Below are 16,975 nucleotides of genomic sequence, written 5' to 3'. Positions count from 1 at the left end.
AATAATTTTATAATAAATTTAGATTTTTTCTATAATTTCAAACAACCGCGCGGTTACAGGATTAGAAAATCCAACTGTTAATTCACCCGATTCCTGATCCCATGTCCATGTAGGTTGATTCTGCTGTGGGTAGACACATTTAACCGACACTTCTTTGCCAGCTAATACAGGTAGTGGAATCAATTGAGTCTCATTCGAATTCTCGAGTCTCCAAACAGCTAAATAATGCCTTTCTTCATGGTGTATACCATAACTTATCCACGGATCCTGTTGAGTCGGTAATCCTAATGGCCAGAAAGGGAGTCCATTGGCAATGTCGTGTCTCATTGATTTATAATAATCAAGCGCTTCTTTCACCAGTTGTTTGCGATTAGCACTCAACTCAGCAAGATGTCCACTTTGATGCACACGAAGCAGCATCGCATTGACCATATTAAAGATAACTTCTTCGTCATCACCTTCAGTCAAAGGGTAGGACCAGATTGCAGATTGCTCAGGTGTCAATGCGGACGGCGAACTTGCCGCTATTGCTGCATACTTCACATAGTTCTCCTGATCACTTGTAGATTGTATACTATGGCGACTAAGCATCGCATAATCTATTCGCATACCCCCACTGGAGCAGTTTTCAATCACAAGTTCAGGATATTTATTAAATATTTCATCAAGCCAACGAAGATAAGCACGATTATGCTGAAGTAACCCATCACCAAAGCTATCTGCATTTTTTTCCGTCCCTATGCCTGCATTGATATTATAATCCATCTTAATATAACCTACCCCGTACTCTTCCACTAATCTATCAATCACTTCATTTGCATGCGATATAACTTGGTCATTTCGGAAATCAAGATGATACCGACTGCGATCCTTCACAAGTTTCCCATGTCGCATAAAGAACCAGTCATCATTTGTATCCTTAAGCTTGGGACTATTAATCCCTATTACCTCAATCTCTAACCACAATCCTGGGGTCATACCCTTGCTTCGTATATAGTCGAGTACAAATTTAATTCCTTCTGGGAATCGTACGGATGAAGGTAGCCACTCCCCTACTCCATCCCACCATTGCCCTTCCGAATACCAACCACAATCGATACAGAAATATTCACATCCTACTTCAGCTGCCGCATCAATCAAAGGTATCAGTTTCTCCGTCGTTGGATTTCCCCAAAGGCAGTTCATGTAATCGTTAAAAATAACCTTCAATTCACGATTATCCGTATTAGGGCGACGTATAACTCTACGATATGCCGTTAATTGCCCAATCGCCTTCTCGAATCCCCCTGAAGATGATCCAAAAGCTATAGGGACAGATTGGAACTGTTCATTCGGGTGCAATGTCTTCATCCAGTGATTATCATGCTCTGTTGGCCCACTAATTAGAATACTTAAGTGATCATACTGATCAATAATCTCCCAATGCCATGAACCATTATGTTCTATTTGCCAGAAGTAGTTAGTCTTCTCTTCTTTATTCTCCAAATACCCCATCGGTATATGTTCACTGGCCGACCACGAACCTGTATTACTACATGAGATCCGCTTGGAAGAACGATCTGTTACATGTGATAATCCCAGTTCCGGCAATGTATATTTACGCCATTGTAATTCGCTTTGCCATCCATTATGCGGAATCCAACATTCGATCTTTTCATCACGATCCATTTGTCCTTCCTTCGCTAGCCCTGTTAATGTGAAAGATGACACATATTCAACATTTAATTCCTTGTCCCCTTGATTCTCGAGAACAGTCCAGCTACGAATAAGGGATATTTCATTGTAGAACTGCATATGTGAAATAGCTACAAGTTGAGTCATATGATCAATCAGAGTAATTTCAATCTTTCTACCCAGCCCATTCCGATAGTCCTGATGTGTCTTGTACTTCATTCTCAATCCAGGATATGATGCACGATGACTTCTTCCATGGTATTCATCACGATCCTCTCCAGAACATTGAATTTCTAGAAGTCTGAATCCTTTTCTTTGGTGTTCTTGCACACTTTCCAATTGAAATGGCTTTACTCCAAGATGTAGTAATAACACATCCAAATCATCTTCGATAGAAACAACAAGATGTAATCCATTCTCTGTAATCTCAATATACTGAGTCATCATACACACTCCTCTTGATGGATATATTCTTATTCTTATCTGAACATATCATACCTTCAAGCAACCTTCCAAGCAAAATAGGGAAAGCCATTCAGAAAATGGCTTTCCCTATTTATATCATTTGATAGTAGTACACTATCCTAATTATTACTACTAATATGATTAAGAAATGACTTGGTGCGCTCTAGTTGAGGATTCTCAAAAATTTGTTCAGGCGTACCCATTTCAGCGATCTCACCTTTATCCATAAAGATCACCCGATCTGCCACATCTCTGGCGAAATTCATTTCATGAGTCACAATAATCATCGTCATTTTTTCTTCTGCAAGTTGTTGAATAACACGTAACACCTCACCCGTTAGTTCTGGGTCTAATGCTGATGTCGGTTCATCAAACAAAAGGATCTTAGGATTCATCATCAAAGCTCTGGCTATGGCCACCCTTTGCTTTTGACCTCCCGAAAGATTGGCCGGATAGACATCAGCCTTGTCAGAAAGGCCTACCTTCTTCAATAATTCCGTACTCCTAAGACGAATTTCAGCAAGATTAATCTTTTTTAGAGCTTTTGGAGCTAGTTCTAGATTATCCTGAACAGTTAAATGAGGAAATAGATTAAAATTCTGGAATACCATCCCCATACCTGATGTGATAACTCTGATTCTCGCAGCACTTGGATATTCCCCGTCCTCAACAAGTGACTCACCTTCTATACGGATACTACCACCAGTAATCTCTTCAAGATGGACTAAACTTCGTAACATCGTACTCTTCCCTGATCCAGATGGGCCAATAACAGCTACTACTTCTCCTAGATTAACTGAAAAGCTAACCTTTTCTAGGACATCCAGGCTACCAAATGACTTTTTCAAATTCAATACTTCTATCATACTTGTCATATCTCGACATTCCTTTTATTCAAATTTATATCGTTTCTCTATCGCCTTAAAGAAGAGTGTTAGCACTAATGTCATGATTAGATAGATCACACCCGCTACAAAAAAAGGCATGATGGTAAAATCTCTATTCACTGCAGTCTTCGCGTAATGTAGTAATTCTGGTACTGCAACAGCATATAGGAGCGCTGTATCTTTCACTAAGGTAATAGATTCATTCGCTATAGCTGGTAGCGCTACACGAATCATCTGAGGTATAATCACTTTTCTCATGGTCTGCCATTTACTTAAGCCGAGTACTTGTGCAGCCTCATGCTGTCCCTTATCAATTGAGAGAAGTCCACCTCTAAATATTTCTGCGAAATAAGCCGCATAATTCAATACAAATGCAAGGCTGGCTGCTACGAATCGATCGAATACTAGATATTCCCCAATGATAGGAAGGGTGGGAAGGCCAAAACAAAAGAATAGCAATTGTAACAGTAAGGGAGTGCCCCTCACGACATATACATAAGTATTCGCTATCCATACGATCGGTATTAAACGGCTCCTAGCCATTAGTGTAATCATAAATCCTAGGGGTATAGACAGAATGATGGATAGCACGAAGAGAACAAGGGTTGTCTGAGCTCCTTCCAGCATGGGTTTCGTAATACTTATTAAATAATCCAAGCTCATTTCATAGTCGTCTCCTAAGTAAAGAAAACCGGAATCATTATTACTCTCCGGTTTTCTACATATTATTGTTAATCCTATGGTTTAATAGGTCACTTATTTCAGTACCTTATCTTCTCCAAACCACTTAACTGAAATCTCTGAAGCCGTTCCGTCTATGTTCAATTCATCTAATGCAGCTTGCAAATCATTCAATAATTCCTCATTCCCTTGTTTGACACCAATTCCGTATTGTTCAGGTGCGAGGGATTCATTTAACAATTTGAAGCTTCCTTCTTCCAAAGCCATGTAATAATTTGCTACTACCTCATCAATGATTACCGCATCTGTACGACCTGATTTCAGGTCACTAAGTGCCATAACATTATCTGAGTATTCAGTTACACCTTTAATAATATCTTTCACAGGATTGGCATTTAATGCATCAGCTGCTGATGAGAGAGATTGAAGTCCAAGATTCTTATCAGCTAAATCATTAAGCACACTATATTCAGACGTTGCTAGGACAACCGCTACCTGACTATTCTCTAGGTATGGCTTACTGAACAGCACTTTTCCTTTTCGTTCATCTGTAATTGTATAACCATTCCAAATCAGGTCAATTCGACCACTGTTAAGCTCGGATTCTTTTGAAGACCAATCAATAGGTTGAAATGAAACCTCTTTACCCATCTTCTCAATCGTTGCCTTAGCATAATCGATATCGAACCCAACAAGCTCATTATTATCATCTCTGAAGCCCATTGGTGCAAACTTATCATCAATCCCAATGACCACTGTATTGCCATCTTTATTATTCGAACCCGAACACCCAGCCACAACCATCATAACCATTCCTAGTAAGATGGCAACTATTGATATCTTCTTCATGTGTTTCCCCCCGTAATAATAGCCTCTGTCTTTTCGCTTTAGTTCATTAATACGTTATCAGACTATTATAATACCATAATAAAGTCCCTATTTCGAGAGAAAACATTATAAATTTGTAACGGATATGTGAAGAGTTATAACGCTAAATAACCACCTTATGTAGGTGGTTATTTGTATGGAACTATTAAGAGGTGTACTGTGACCTCATTTATAGAAATGGATTAGATTCCTTTTTTCCATAACTTCCTCAAGAATTTCAATGAAATCATCTGAAGTACTTGCTTCTTTCGCTAGTTGATATATGTTTAATAATTCTTCATCATTAATCATTTCTATAACTGACGGATGTGATGACGAGAAGATATGACTCATGCTACCCTCCACAGGATTTGTTGTAATGAATATTTAATAGACTTGTGAAAGGTTACCATGTTCGAATCAAAATGTCTCCCGTTATTCCTCTGTTGAATTTATCTTTACATTACTAGCATAATGTGTATGTTTTTTTTGTTTTTATATATTGAGACTTTTGTAAAATCCACCCGTCTCGATCAACGTTTCATGCGTTCCCCATTCTATTAATCGTCCATTCTTTAATACTAATATCTGATCCGCTTTACGAATGGTGTTTAATCGATGTGCAATGACAAAGCTTGTTCGCCCTTCCATCAATCGATGAAGTCCTTCTTGTATCTTTATCTCTGTTACTGTATCAATACTACTAGTTGCCTCATCTAAGACTAGAATCGAAGGATCTGCGAGGATAGCTCGAGCAATAGATATGAGTTGTTTCTGCCCCTGACTAATTCCTGCCCCTTCAGGCATAAGAATCTTATCATAACCACCATCCATACGTTCAATAAAGTAGTGTGCATTAGCAAGCTTTGCCGCTTCTACAACCTCATTATCACTTGCAGTAAGCTTTCCATAACGAATATTATCGCGAATAGTCCCTTCAAATAGAAAAGAATCCTGTAATACAAATGCCATGTGAGATCGTAAACTCTCTCGTCGAATTGTACTAATATCATGTCCATCAATGGTGATTTCCCCATGGTTGGGATCATAGAATCTCGCAAGTAACTGGATTAATGATGTTTTCCCCGCTCCCGTCGGTCCAACCAACGCGATCATCTCTCCTTGCTGCGCAGAGAAACTCACATTTTTTAATGTTTCATTCCCTTGGTCATATGCAAAGGAAACGTTAGTGAATTGAACATCACCTTTTACCTGTTCTAATGTGGTTGAATTAGTCTCATCATTTGTTTCTTCTTCCTCATCAAGAATCTCAAATACACGCTCTGCCCCTGCTATGGCTGACAACATCGTATTCCATTGATTGGCCAAATCATTGAGTGGTCTAGTGAATTGTCTAGCATACTCAATGAATATGATAATCACACCAATCGAGATTTCCCCTCGAATCACAAGAATTCCACCCACTCCAGCAATTAGGGCGAAGCTTAAATTATTCAGTGTATTCATCAGTTTCGGAATAAATCCAGATATACTCTGTGACCAGAACCCAGATTGTCTTATCTTCTCATTGTGTACCCTCAATTGATTCATAACTCTTTGTTCTTGAGAGAAGGACTTAATGATACGTTGACCAGAAAGCGTCTCTTCAATAAATCCATTCAATTCACCTAAGTTACGCTGCTGTTCTCTGAATAAGGGACCCGTTCGCCGAGTAATCGCACGCATCCCTAACACCATTAATGGAACAACGATGAAAGTAAGCAATGTCAATAATGGGCTAAGAGATAACATAATTACCACTGTTCCAACTAATGTTAATACACTCGAGAAAATTTGAATAACAGAACTATTCAGCGTTGAGCTAACATTATCAATATCATTTGTTAATCTACTCATCAATTCGCCCTGTTGGCGTTTCCCAAAGAATGGAATAGATAGCCTATGTAAATGTTGAAATAAATCCACTCTCATACGAAATACGGTTTCCTGGGCAATTTTTATCATCCAAATATTTTGTAACCAGAGCGTTGTTGAGTGTAGCAAATAGACTACACCCAATGCGATAAGAAAATACACCCATGTTCGGTCTACAGGACTCTCAATAAATGTATCGATGGCGACACCAATCATATAAGGTCCCAATAAAGTTAGAGTAGAACTAATGAATACCATAGCAAGAACCATGATAATCCTTGTTTTACGCTGAGAAAGGTAATTCCATAATCTCTTTAGCGTACCAGAGATATCTTTTGCTTTCGGTATATTTCGTTTTTTTGAATGAAGATGTTTATCCCCAAGGAGTGTTCGATCTGTCAGTGGTCGAGGATAACCAAAGGGTTCACTTAACTCTTTCCACATGAGATATGCCCTCCTCTCCAATTTGTGATGCATAGATATCCTGATAAAGATCACTGACTGTAAGTAATTCGTCGTGACTTCCTTGTGCAATTAAATGCCCATCATCTAACAAGAGTATAAGATCCGCTCCAATAGCAGCTCTTACCTTCTGAGTAATGATAAATGTTGTACACGACACCTTCTTCAAATCTTCCAGAAGTGCAGCCTCTGTTCGAACATCTAATGCACTAGTACTATCATCAAGCAATAATATCTTTGGTTGTCTAACCAAAGCCCGTGCAATGGTCAGACGCTGTTTCTGTCCTCCTGATAGATTTATCCCTTTCTGCCCTAACATCGTATCGTACCCCAATGGAAGTTCTATGATGCTATCATGTATCTGAGCTAATTTTGCTGCGTCTCTAATTTCTTCACGAGAGGCATTTAATTTCCCCCAAGCTATATTGTCATGTATTGTACCTGCGAAGAGCATCACTTCTTGTGGAACATAACCAATTTCGCCCCGTAGATGTTCTATTTCAATTGTATGTAAGTCCTTACCATCGATTATAATCCTTCCTTCGTCCTGTTCATAAAGTCTAAGTATAAGTCCTAGCAATGATGATTTTCCGGATCCTGTCATCCCCATGATTGCAATCGTATTTCCCTCGTTTGCCTCAAACGAAATGTTCTGAAGTATAGGAGATTTTGACCCAGGATACCGAAACGATACTGAATCAAACTTAATATTCCCCAATAAGGCATGCTTATTGTCTTTACCATCAACTACATCCAAGAGATCACTCTTTGTTTCAATAACCTCGGCAATCCGTTGAGCTGATGCTCGCGCTCTTGAAAAATTAACAACAATCATTGAGAACACAGATAAAGCCCCTGTTGTACGCATCGAATAATTTACCACAGCAACGACCTCTCCAATTGTTGCATCTCCCGTATCAATCTCGATCTGTCCAAACCACAAAACCGCTATTATTCCAGCATTCATAATTAGTAAAATAAAAGGCATTGTAAGTTCCGTTAATCGCAAAACCGAAATGGTGCGCTCCATTAATTCTTTGCTTGTGTTTGAAAAGCGAATAACTTCATGTCTCATTCGTCCAAATACTCTAATCAATCTCATACCAATCAAATTTTCTTGAATAACACTATTTACAGCATCAAGGCTCATTTGGACATTCCTAAATAGCCTACCTGCTTTTTTCATTACCCAGAATAAGAAAATCAGCAATATTGGAACAGTCAAAATTAACAGCACCGCTAGCTTTGGATATACAACGAATGCCATGATAACACTTCCAACAACAAGTAATGGGGCACGCATCATAATTCTAAGACCCATAAATATGGTATTTTGAAGCTGTGTCACATCATTGGTCAATCTTGTAATCAAAGAAGATGAAGCAAATCGATCAAATACTGCTAGACTATAAGATTGTATCTGTGCATATACCTTTTCCCTCAGATCAAATGCAAAGCTTTGACTTACGTGGGAAGCGAAAAAAGAACTTAACAATCCGCTGGTTAAAGCTAATAACGCCATTACAACTAAGATTCCTCCCCACATCAATACAACCCGGAGTTCTCCTTGTCTAATTCCATCATCGATCATTTTGGATATGATGAAAGGTTGCATCAATTCAACCATAAGTTCAATTAACATCATGACGATAGAAGCATAAGTCGCAACTTTATATTTTTTCAAAAAAGAAATACACGTAAGCATTATTGTACCTCCAACTTATGGATCCAACTTTTAGTGAAGAAAAGTCTGATCTAGATTGGCTCTAATTATAACAAATATCTACAGCACTGTTTGGGAATTCTATTCGCTATACCCTCGTATCCGACGAGCCTACAAAATTGTGACGAATTGAGTAACTTTCGCAACAAATGAACATTATATGAACTCTACACAAATGGCGTAATGACAGTGATTAAAGTCATATCATTGTTGTGTTGTAACAATTTAATCACAATTTGTATGATATTTAGACATTATTAAGCAATAAACTGGCAATTAAAGGACTATATTCCTTTTGCAATATAATGTTAGTATTTCTACAATAGTCTTTAGCGCATTAAGAAAATTAGTGATTAGTAGCTCATAAGGAAGGAGTTTATCATGAAAAAAAGAGGGTTATTATTTGTACTATTCTCGAGCCTTGTCTTACTTTTGTCTGGTTGTAGTTCAATAGCGGTATTTGATCCAAAGGGACCTGCTGCCAGAACGTTATCCAGTACGATTCTTTTCTCTATTGCAGTAATGATTGGGATATTGCTCGTTGTCTATGTCCTATTTATTGTGATTCTGTCGAAATATAGAGCTAAGAATTCGAAAGATGACTATATACCACCACATGAGGAAGGTAATAAATGGCTTGAAGTAATATGGATCACTATTCCGATTATCATTGTAACTGTACTCTCGGTAGTAACCGTGAAATCAACAATATCCGTCGAGAATGTTCCAAAAGGTTATGAAAATCAAAAACCATTAGTTATCTATGCAGCATCCTCCAATTGGAAATGGCATTTCAGCTATCCTGAAGAGGGGATTGAAACGGTCAATTACCTAAACATCCCAACTCATCGACCTATCGAATTACGCTTGTACTCATTTGGGCCTATTACAAGCTTCTGGGTTCCTCAGTTAGCTGGTCAAAAATATGCGATGAGTGACATGATTAATAAGTTGAATTTGGTTGCAGATGTACCAGGCTCTTACTTAGGTAGAAATACGAATTTCAGTGGTGAGGGTTCTGCACACATGGAATTCGAAACACTAGCTATGTCTTCAGAACAATTTACTGAATGGGTTGATGAAGTCAAAACAACTGCTCCAGCATTAGATGAGGAAAAATTCACAAGTCTTTTAGCTACAGCTCACGTAGGACGCGAATCTTTCTCTACAAACCATTTATCATTTAGCCCTGCCCCTGGAGATCATGCGGATCATATGTATCACACCGACATGGAGAATGGAAATGTTGAACATCAGGAGAACAAGGAAGAGCATCCAACACCTCCTACTAGTCCCGAAGAAACTGAGTTCGATTCCGTACCCAATGTTGATCCAAATGAACCATTACCTCAATCTCCAGCTGAGGACAGTAGCGGTGATATCGAACACACAGATCATACCAACCATGAAGGACATTAGACAGATAATCTACAACTAAAGTCCAACAAATATGTTATAAACACACACTGAAAGGAGTCAAATCCTAATGAAATGGGACGAATTTTTCGTAACAGGTGAACCGATGATTTATGGCGCGATGGCAAGCATAGTTCTCGCTACCATTGCGATTATCGTTGGACTAACCTACTTCAAGAAGTGGGGTTACCTTTGGCGTGAATGGCTAACTACCGTTGACCACAAGCGCATCGGAGTCATGTACATTTTATCCGCTCTGATCATGTTGTTCCGTGGTGGTGTAGATGCCATCATGATGCGGTTTCAGACCGCTGTTCCAGAAAATACTTTTCTAGACTCACAGCACTACAATGAAGTCTTTACGACTCATGGTTTGGTCATGATTTTATTTATGGCTATGCCTTTTATCATTGGTATAATGAACGTCGTTGTTCCACTACAGATTGGTGCAAGAGATGTAGCATTCCCCCGTTTGAATGCCATTAGCTTCTGGTTATTCTTCTTTGGGGCTATGTTATTGAACCTTTCGTTTGTTATCGGAGGTTCACCCGACGCAGGTTGGACAGCTTATTTCCCATTAGCCAGTATAGAATTTAGCCCTACGGTAGGGAATAACTATTATTCTCTTGCATTACAGATTTCTGGTATCGGTACATTATTAACAGGGATTAACTTTATTGTTACGATCCTGAAGATGCGTGCACCTGGTATGAAGCTTATGCGTATGCCGATGTTTACATGGTCTTCTCTCATTACTAGCGTCATTATTACTTTTGCTTTCCCCGTATTAACGATAGCACTTGCTCTGATGATGTTTGACCGAATATTTGGCTCCCAATTCTTCACCATGGCCAATGGTGGGATGGATATGTTATGGGCCAACCTTTTCTGGGTATGGGGACATCCTGAAGTATATATCGTTATTCTTCCTGCATTCGGGATATACAGTGAGATTATCTCAACATTCTCGAAGAAGAACTTATACGGATATTCATCCATGGTATGGAGTATGGTCATTATCTCACTCTTGTCCTTCTTAGTATGGGCGCATCACTTCTATACGATGGGTCAAGGAGCTATGGTTAATGGATTCTTCTCCATAACAACTATGGCAATATCAGTTCCTACAGGAGTCAAAATCTTTAACTGGTTATTCACCATGCGAAAAGGAAAGATCAGCTTTACAACACCAATGCTATATTCATTAGCATTTATTCCGATCTTTACCATCGGTGGTGTGACTGGTGTCATGCTAGCAATGGCCAGTGCCGATTACCAATACCATAATACAATGTTCTTGGTAGCCCATTTCCACTACGTTCTAATACCAGGTACAGTCTTTGCCGTTATTGCGGGCTTCCATTATTGGTTCCCGAAAGTATTCGGCTTCAAGCTGAACGATCGTCTTGGAAAACACGCATTCTGGTGGATCGCTATTTCCTTCAACGTGACATTCTTCCCACTGTTCTTCCTTGGTCTAAAAGGGATGACTCGCCGGATGTACACGTACTCGGAAGAAACAGGCTTCGGTCCGCTCAACATGTTATCATTTGTTGGTGCTTTAGGGCTTGCCATTGGATTCGCTATCCTTGTATATAATATTTATTATAGTATTCGTTACAGCCCTCGTGAAACGAATGGAGATCCATGGGATGCACGTACGTTGGAATGGGCAACAAGCAGTCCGATTCCTGCATACAATTTCGCTGTCACTCCGAATGTGAAAACGAGAGATGCATTATGGGCTGCTAAGCATGACAATATTTCCATTTTTGATGAAGAAATCAAACCGATCCATCTACCAAGTAATACTGGGAAACCTATTATTCTTGGGGCAATTTTCTTCGCCTTTGGATTCGCAATGGTGTTTAGTTGGTTTATTCCAGCCATCATAGCAGGAATTGGAATCATTATCGTTATGGCAACGATGTCCTTCGATCGCGATCATGGGATAACCGTTTCCGTTAAAGAAATTATGGAGACAGAAAAGAAATTGCGGGGTGAAACACTATGAACATAGATGCTACTAAACCGCTTGAGTACGGATCAGAAGAAAACAGCAACAAAATATTCGGATTTTGGATATTTTTAGGTGCTGAAATTGCTCTATTCGCCACCCTATTTACTGTCTATTTAGTATTGGTTAATCGATTTGCAGCAGGTCCCAGTGGTCCTGAAATATTCGAACTCTCAGGCGTATTGGTCGAGACGTTCTTGCTCCTTACAAGTAGCTTTACCATAGGTCTTGCGATACACAGTATGCGACTTGGTTTGAAGAAACCGATGATGGTCTTTATGATTCTGACATTAATCATGGGTCTAGGTTTCCTAGGTATAGAAATTTCAGAATTCTTTACCTATGTACATGAAGGTGCCACTTTATCGACTAGCGCATTCGTATCCGCATTATTCGTGTTATTAGGAACGCATGGTGCTCACGTAGGATTTGGTCTGTTGTGGGGAATAGCAATATTAATTCAAGTCAAGAGACAGGGCTTAACGTTAGCTACTACTAACAAGTCCTTTATATTCTCTCTTTACTGGCATTTCCTAGACGTCGTTTGGATCTTTATCTTTAGCTTCGTTTACTTGAAAGGACTGATGTGACATGATAAGACAGTTATTTCCAATTCGCCATGTAATCGGCTATCTTTCATCCCTCGTCCTTTCTGCTGTTGCCTTAACCGTCCTGCTCGACATTCCCATTGCTTCTAAAATTGGAATTCTAACGGTAACGGCCATTATTCAGGCCTCACTACAGCTATTTGTATTTATGCATATTAATGAATTAGCTAGTACCAAGAAGGAACTTTACATTAATATTGCCTATGCATTATTCGTGGGTCTAGTCACCATTTTCGGTTCCTTATTCATCTTCATCTGGGGCTGGTATAGTTAATAAGAATGTTACAATAATAAAAAATGCAGCTAACCTACTTTTTAGGCTAAGCTGCATTTTTTATTGTACTCGCTTATCTACTGAGGTAATATCAATGTACAAGGAGTGATCAACATGGAATGGTCAGCAGATCAAATTGCCGAGTGGATGTATAACGAAGTAAAGTCCTCTGGCAAATTACTACAAACCGAAGCAGTTACTCATATTTCAGAACATTTCGGTGAACAGTATATATACGTTAATGAACATGGTAATTCATCCATTGCAAAGGATGTTAAAAAGGCTTTTAAGAAATTACATGGTGGAAGAGCTGCTTGGGATCGAGACAGCTTCTACTGGTATTGGACTTAACCCTTCGAATAAAAAAATATTATACATATTTTTGTAAGTTATGTTATATTAGATGCATTATAAATTTAATAAGACCTTTGTATTTCACTAGGGGAGTCTAACGACTGAGATGGAACTTGAAGTTCCGGACCCTTGGAACCTGATCTGGATTATACCAGCGGAGGGAAGTGGAACGGAATCCTTTCGCTCACGCAGTTATTGCTTGAATGGAATTTTCGGCCCAATTATTCCCTTACGGAATGGTTGGGTCTTATTTGTTTACAGAAAGTGAGGAGTTGATAGCGATTTTCTCATTACATGATTTAAATTTCTCTTTTACTCAAACATGTAGTACACCTTTGATTCAAGGATTATCTATGGATGTACGTGCAGGGGAGTTCGTATCACTAATTGGAATTAGCGGTTCGGGTAAGAGTACTCTCCTCAAGCTTATTGCCGGACTCCTGGCGCCTCTTAGCGGAGACATACGAATACATGGTGAAAAGGTACAATATCGGTTAGGAAAAGCAGCCTACATGCCTCAAAAGGATCTACTGTTACCCTGGAGAACCGTTCTAGACAATTGCCTACTACCTTGGGAACTTAATCAGCAACCTAACCGTGGTGATAAAAAGGACTTTATTACAAAAATCCAAGTAGCTTTAAAACAGTTTGGACTTGATAATCATGAACAATCCTATCCCAATGAATTATCTGGTGGCATGCGACAACGTGTTGCTCTTCTAAGAACACTTCTAACAGGGCAAGACCTGTTGTTATTGGATGAACCCTTTGGCTCACTTGACGCCATGACAAAGAGAGAGATGCATCGCTGGCTATTGGAGATATGGGAGGATCTGAAAAAAACAGTTCTCTTCATCACGCATGATCTAGAAGAAGCCATTCTATTAAGTGATCGAATCTATATTATGGCCAAAGATAGTACTCAGGGTGTAGAAGAGATCATTGTCGATTTGCCTAGACCTAGACATTATGAAATGAACTATAACCCTCAATTTATACAATTGAGACGGGATTTGGAGCGACAATTACATGAGAAGACCACTTTCTAAACGCTGGGTACACGATTATGGATGGTTTCTACTACTTGTACTACTGCTCATCATTACTTGGGAATCAGTAGTTCGTCTTGATTGGGTACATTCCTTCATTATTCCTGCCCCCACATCCATTGCACTTGCGTTATATGAGAACAGATATCTCTTAATTGGAAGACATTTAATCGCTACTTTAGAGGAAATTGCCGTAGGTTTTATGCTATCCGTTAGTCTCGGAGTTCTACTTGCTGCAGGGATGCATATTTCACGTCCACTTGAGAAAATACTCTATCCTTTCATGATTATTAGCCAAACCGTTCCTTTAATTGCACTCTCTCCAATCTTCATTATGTGGTTTGGTTATACCCTTTGGAGTAAGGTAGCTGTAGTATTTCTAACAGCATTCTTCCCCATAGTCGTGAGTACTTATGACGGTCTCAAGAAGGGGGATGTTGAGTATACAGAGTTACTGATGACGATGAATGCGAATCGTTGGGATATTTTCCGTACAATTGAAATACCTATTGCCTTACCTTCCTTCTTCTCCGGATTGAAATTATCCATCGTATATTGTGTCGTTGGAGCTACGATTGGAGAATGGCTAGGGGGCACGAAGGGCTTAGGTTACTATAGCCGAAGAATGTCAAGCAACTTGCATACTGATGAAATGTTCGCGTCCATAATCATACTCTCTTTACTAGGCATAATCTTATTTTTGATGATTGTAATCATAGAGAACAAGTTTCTAAAGAAAAGAGGTCTTCCCAAATGACATTGCATATGAAAAAGATCATTCCCACATTACTAGTATTGGTCCTGTTAACACTGTCTGGTTGTAGTAATATATCTAACTCTAATCAAGCAACTGAACAGCCCGCTACATCACCAGAAAGCACTCTTAAAAAGATCAGCATCATGCTCGATTGGTATCCGAATGCTGTTCATTCTTTAATCTACGTAGCGCAGGAAAATGGATATTTCGCGGAACAAGGATTAGAAGTCGACATACAAATGCCTGCTGAGACCAATGACTCTTTGAAGTTAGTAGCTGCTGAAAAAGTCGATCTAGCCCTTAGCTATCAACCACAAATACTTATGGCTCGCGGTGAGGGAATTCCGGTTACATCAATAGCTGCGATAGTTAGACATCCATTAAATCATCTCATGGTACCTGCTCATGGAACAATCCAATCACCTAAAGACCTAACGGGTCTAACCGTAGGCTATTCTTCCATCCCATTGTATGAAGCTATGGTACATACCATGATTAAGCATGATGGCGGTGATCCTGATAATGTAAAAATGGTTGATGTCGGTTATGATCTCATTCCAGCTATAGCAACTTCTAATGTAGATGCCATTATGGGTGGATTCATTAATCATGAACAATTAATACTCACGAAACAAGATCATCCTGTGATCGCACTGGACCCTACAGATTATGGTGTACCAGATTATTATGAACTCGTACTCGTTACTAGCGATCAGAACCTAAGAGATAAAAAAGAATTGCTCGCTAAGTTTATAACAGCCATAGCAGATGGACAACAATTCGTTCAACAACATCCTGAAGAAGCTTTAACTATTCTTTTTGAACATGAAGACCAGACATCTCCCTTAGACAAAGACATTGAAACTAAGAGTCTACAGATTCTATTACCACTGATGGATGCTGAGGAACAGACTTTCGGATATCAAGCACCAGAATCATGGGAGACGGTTAATCAGTGGCTCATTAAGAACAAGTTATTACCTGACACTGTAAAAGCGAAAGATGCCTTTATCAATTTATGATTCATATTAAGGAGGAATTTACACATGTCATTTCTACAAAAAGTTCGTGAAACCAATCCACTTATACACAATATTACTAATAATGTCGTTACCAACTATACAGCCAATGGGCTACTCGCTTTAGGTGCCTCACCGTTTATGGCAGATGCACACGAGGAAGTTTCCGATGTAGCCAAACTCGCTAATGCTCTCTTGCTTAACATGGGAACTCTCAATAACAATATCGTAGACTCTATTCTTATGGCGGGTACATCGGCCAATAAGCATAACGTACCTATTGTTTTTGATCCTGTCGGTGCTGGTGCCACATCCTATCGTACAGCTATAGCACAGAAAGTCGCTAAAAAGATAAAGCTTACTGTACTGCGTGGGAATGTTGCGGAAGTAGCTCATGTTATTGGTGAAAGCTGGTCCATTAAAGGTGTAGATGCCGGATCTGGTGAAGGGAACATCGTACAACTAGCACAAAAGGCAGCTCATCAACTAGGGTGCATCGTTGTGGTAACGGGAGCTGATGATGTTATCACGGACGGTCAGACCACTTATCTCGCTAGTAATGGTCACCCTATTTTGACCACAATAACAGGTTCAGGATGTTTGCTTGGTTCTGTGATTGCTGCCTTTCTAGCTGTTAGCGAACAACATTCGATAGAAGCTGTAACCGAAGCTGTGTCCTTTTATGGCGTGGTTGCAGAAATAGCTAACGAGATGGTAGAAGCCAAAGGTCCTGGTAGCTTTCAAATTGAATTCTTAAATCAATTGGCATTGGTGACACCGGAGCTTTACCAGCAAAGAACTCTTATCCAAAAACTATAATAGACCTCTTACCTGACTTATAGAGGGA

General features: G+C 39.4%; 16 protein-coding genes and 1 riboswitch. Of the genes, 9 read left to right on the top strand and 7 right to left on the bottom strand.

Features of this window, described 5'->3' with window-relative positions; genetic code table 11:
* Positions 1 to 18: 18 nt before the first annotated feature.
* From LPB68_RS17555 to LPB68_RS17530, 7 genes are all read right to left on the bottom strand, one after another.
* Entirely contained in the window at positions 19 to 2,121 is a 2,103-nt protein-coding gene (locus LPB68_RS17555) for a glycoside hydrolase family 36 protein (RefSeq protein WP_332455167.1), read from the bottom strand.
* Positions 2,122 to 2,258: 137 nt separating this feature from the next.
* Positions 2,259 to 3,014 (bottom strand): amino acid ABC transporter ATP-binding protein, encoded by a 756-nt coding sequence (locus LPB68_RS17550; protein WP_068656546.1) that lies wholly within the window; start codon positions 3,012 to 3,014, stop codon positions 2,259 to 2,261.
* 15 nt (positions 3,015 to 3,029) lie between these two features.
* Complete coding sequence (locus LPB68_RS17545) at positions 3,030 to 3,689, bottom strand: amino acid ABC transporter permease (RefSeq protein WP_068656548.1); 660 nt, start codon at positions 3,687 to 3,689, stop codon at positions 3,030 to 3,032.
* A 93-nt stretch (positions 3,690 to 3,782) separates the two neighbouring features.
* Positions 3,783 to 4,556: an amino acid ABC transporter substrate-binding protein gene (locus LPB68_RS17540; RefSeq protein WP_068656550.1), complete on the bottom strand. Its 774-nt coding sequence runs from the start codon at positions 4,554 to 4,556 to the stop codon at positions 3,783 to 3,785.
* Between the two features lie 204 nt (positions 4,557 to 4,760).
* A complete protein-coding gene (gene sda, locus LPB68_RS22410; RefSeq protein WP_082865627.1) occupies positions 4,761 to 4,928 on the bottom strand; it encodes a sporulation histidine kinase inhibitor Sda in 168 nt (55 codons plus the stop codon).
* Positions 4,929 to 5,069: 141 nt separating this feature from the next.
* Positions 5,070 to 6,893, bottom strand: coding sequence for an ABC transporter ATP-binding protein (locus LPB68_RS17535; RefSeq protein ID WP_068656552.1), 1,824 nt, complete (start codon positions 6,891 to 6,893; stop codon positions 5,070 to 5,072).
* The gene (locus tag LPB68_RS17530; protein WP_068656554.1) at positions 6,874 to 8,616 is read right to left on the bottom strand and encodes an ABC transporter ATP-binding protein; all 1,743 of its coding nucleotides are present in this window, start codon (positions 8,614 to 8,616) and stop codon (positions 6,874 to 6,876) included. The genes LPB68_RS17535 and LPB68_RS17530 overlap by 20 nt, the downstream gene beginning before the upstream one ends.
* Before the next feature lie 399 nt (positions 8,617 to 9,015).
* On the opposite strand from LPB68_RS17530, the gene qoxA reads away from it, so the two are divergent.
* From qoxA to thiM, 9 genes are all read left to right on the top strand, one after another.
* Positions 9,016 to 10,053 carry a cytochrome aa3 quinol oxidase subunit II gene (gene qoxA / locus LPB68_RS17525; protein ID WP_068656556.1) on the top strand — a complete coding sequence of 346 codons (1,038 nt, stop codon included), beginning with the start codon at positions 9,016 to 9,018 and terminating at the stop codon, positions 10,051 to 10,053.
* 67 nt (positions 10,054 to 10,120) lie between these two features.
* A complete protein-coding gene (gene qoxB, locus LPB68_RS17520; RefSeq protein ID WP_068656558.1) occupies positions 10,121 to 12,064 on the top strand; it encodes a cytochrome aa3 quinol oxidase subunit I in 1,944 nt (647 codons plus the stop codon).
* Entirely contained in the window at positions 12,061 to 12,657 is a 597-nt protein-coding gene (gene qoxC, locus LPB68_RS17515; RefSeq protein ID WP_068656560.1) for a cytochrome aa3 quinol oxidase subunit III, read from the top strand. The genes qoxB and qoxC overlap by 4 nt, the downstream gene beginning before the upstream one ends.
* Position 12,658: 1 nt before the next feature.
* The gene (qoxD, locus tag LPB68_RS17510; RefSeq protein WP_068656562.1) at positions 12,659 to 12,949 is read left to right on the top strand and encodes a cytochrome aa3 quinol oxidase subunit IV; all 291 of its coding nucleotides are present in this window, start codon (positions 12,659 to 12,661) and stop codon (positions 12,947 to 12,949) included.
* 114 nt (positions 12,950 to 13,063) lie between these two features.
* Positions 13,064 to 13,300 carry a DUF6953 family protein gene (locus LPB68_RS17505; protein WP_068656564.1) on the top strand — a complete coding sequence of 79 codons (237 nt, stop codon included), beginning with the start codon at positions 13,064 to 13,066 and terminating at the stop codon, positions 13,298 to 13,300.
* Positions 13,301 to 13,379: 79 nt separating this feature from the next.
* A riboswitch (TPP riboswitch) is annotated at positions 13,380 to 13,483 on the top strand.
* A 23-nt stretch (positions 13,484 to 13,506) separates the two neighbouring features.
* Positions 13,507 to 14,352, top strand: a complete 846-nt coding sequence (locus LPB68_RS17500; RefSeq protein ID WP_232510177.1) for an ABC transporter ATP-binding protein — start codon at positions 13,507 to 13,509, stop codon at positions 14,350 to 14,352.
* Positions 14,333 to 15,109 (top strand): ABC transporter permease, encoded by a 777-nt coding sequence (locus tag LPB68_RS17495; protein ID WP_068656565.1) that lies wholly within the window; start codon positions 14,333 to 14,335, stop codon positions 15,107 to 15,109. The genes LPB68_RS17500 and LPB68_RS17495 overlap by 20 nt, the downstream gene beginning before the upstream one ends.
* Positions 15,106 to 16,131: an ABC transporter substrate-binding protein gene (locus LPB68_RS17490; RefSeq protein WP_232510178.1), complete on the top strand. Its 1,026-nt coding sequence runs from the start codon at positions 15,106 to 15,108 to the stop codon at positions 16,129 to 16,131. The genes LPB68_RS17495 and LPB68_RS17490 overlap by 4 nt, the downstream gene beginning before the upstream one ends.
* 24 nt (positions 16,132 to 16,155) lie before the next feature.
* Positions 16,156 to 16,947, top strand: a complete 792-nt coding sequence (thiM, locus tag LPB68_RS17485) for a hydroxyethylthiazole kinase (RefSeq protein WP_068656568.1) — start codon at positions 16,156 to 16,158, stop codon at positions 16,945 to 16,947.
* The last annotated feature ends 28 nt before the right edge of the window (positions 16,948 to 16,975 follow it).

It is taken from the genome of Paenibacillus crassostreae (assembly GCF_001857945.1).
GTDB classification, from domain to species: domain Bacteria; phylum Bacillota; class Bacilli; order Paenibacillales; family Paenibacillaceae; genus Paenibacillus_AQ; species Paenibacillus_AQ crassostreae.
The sequence above is the reverse complement of the archived record's forward strand: the minus strand, read 5'-3'. Positions and strand labels throughout refer to the sequence as shown.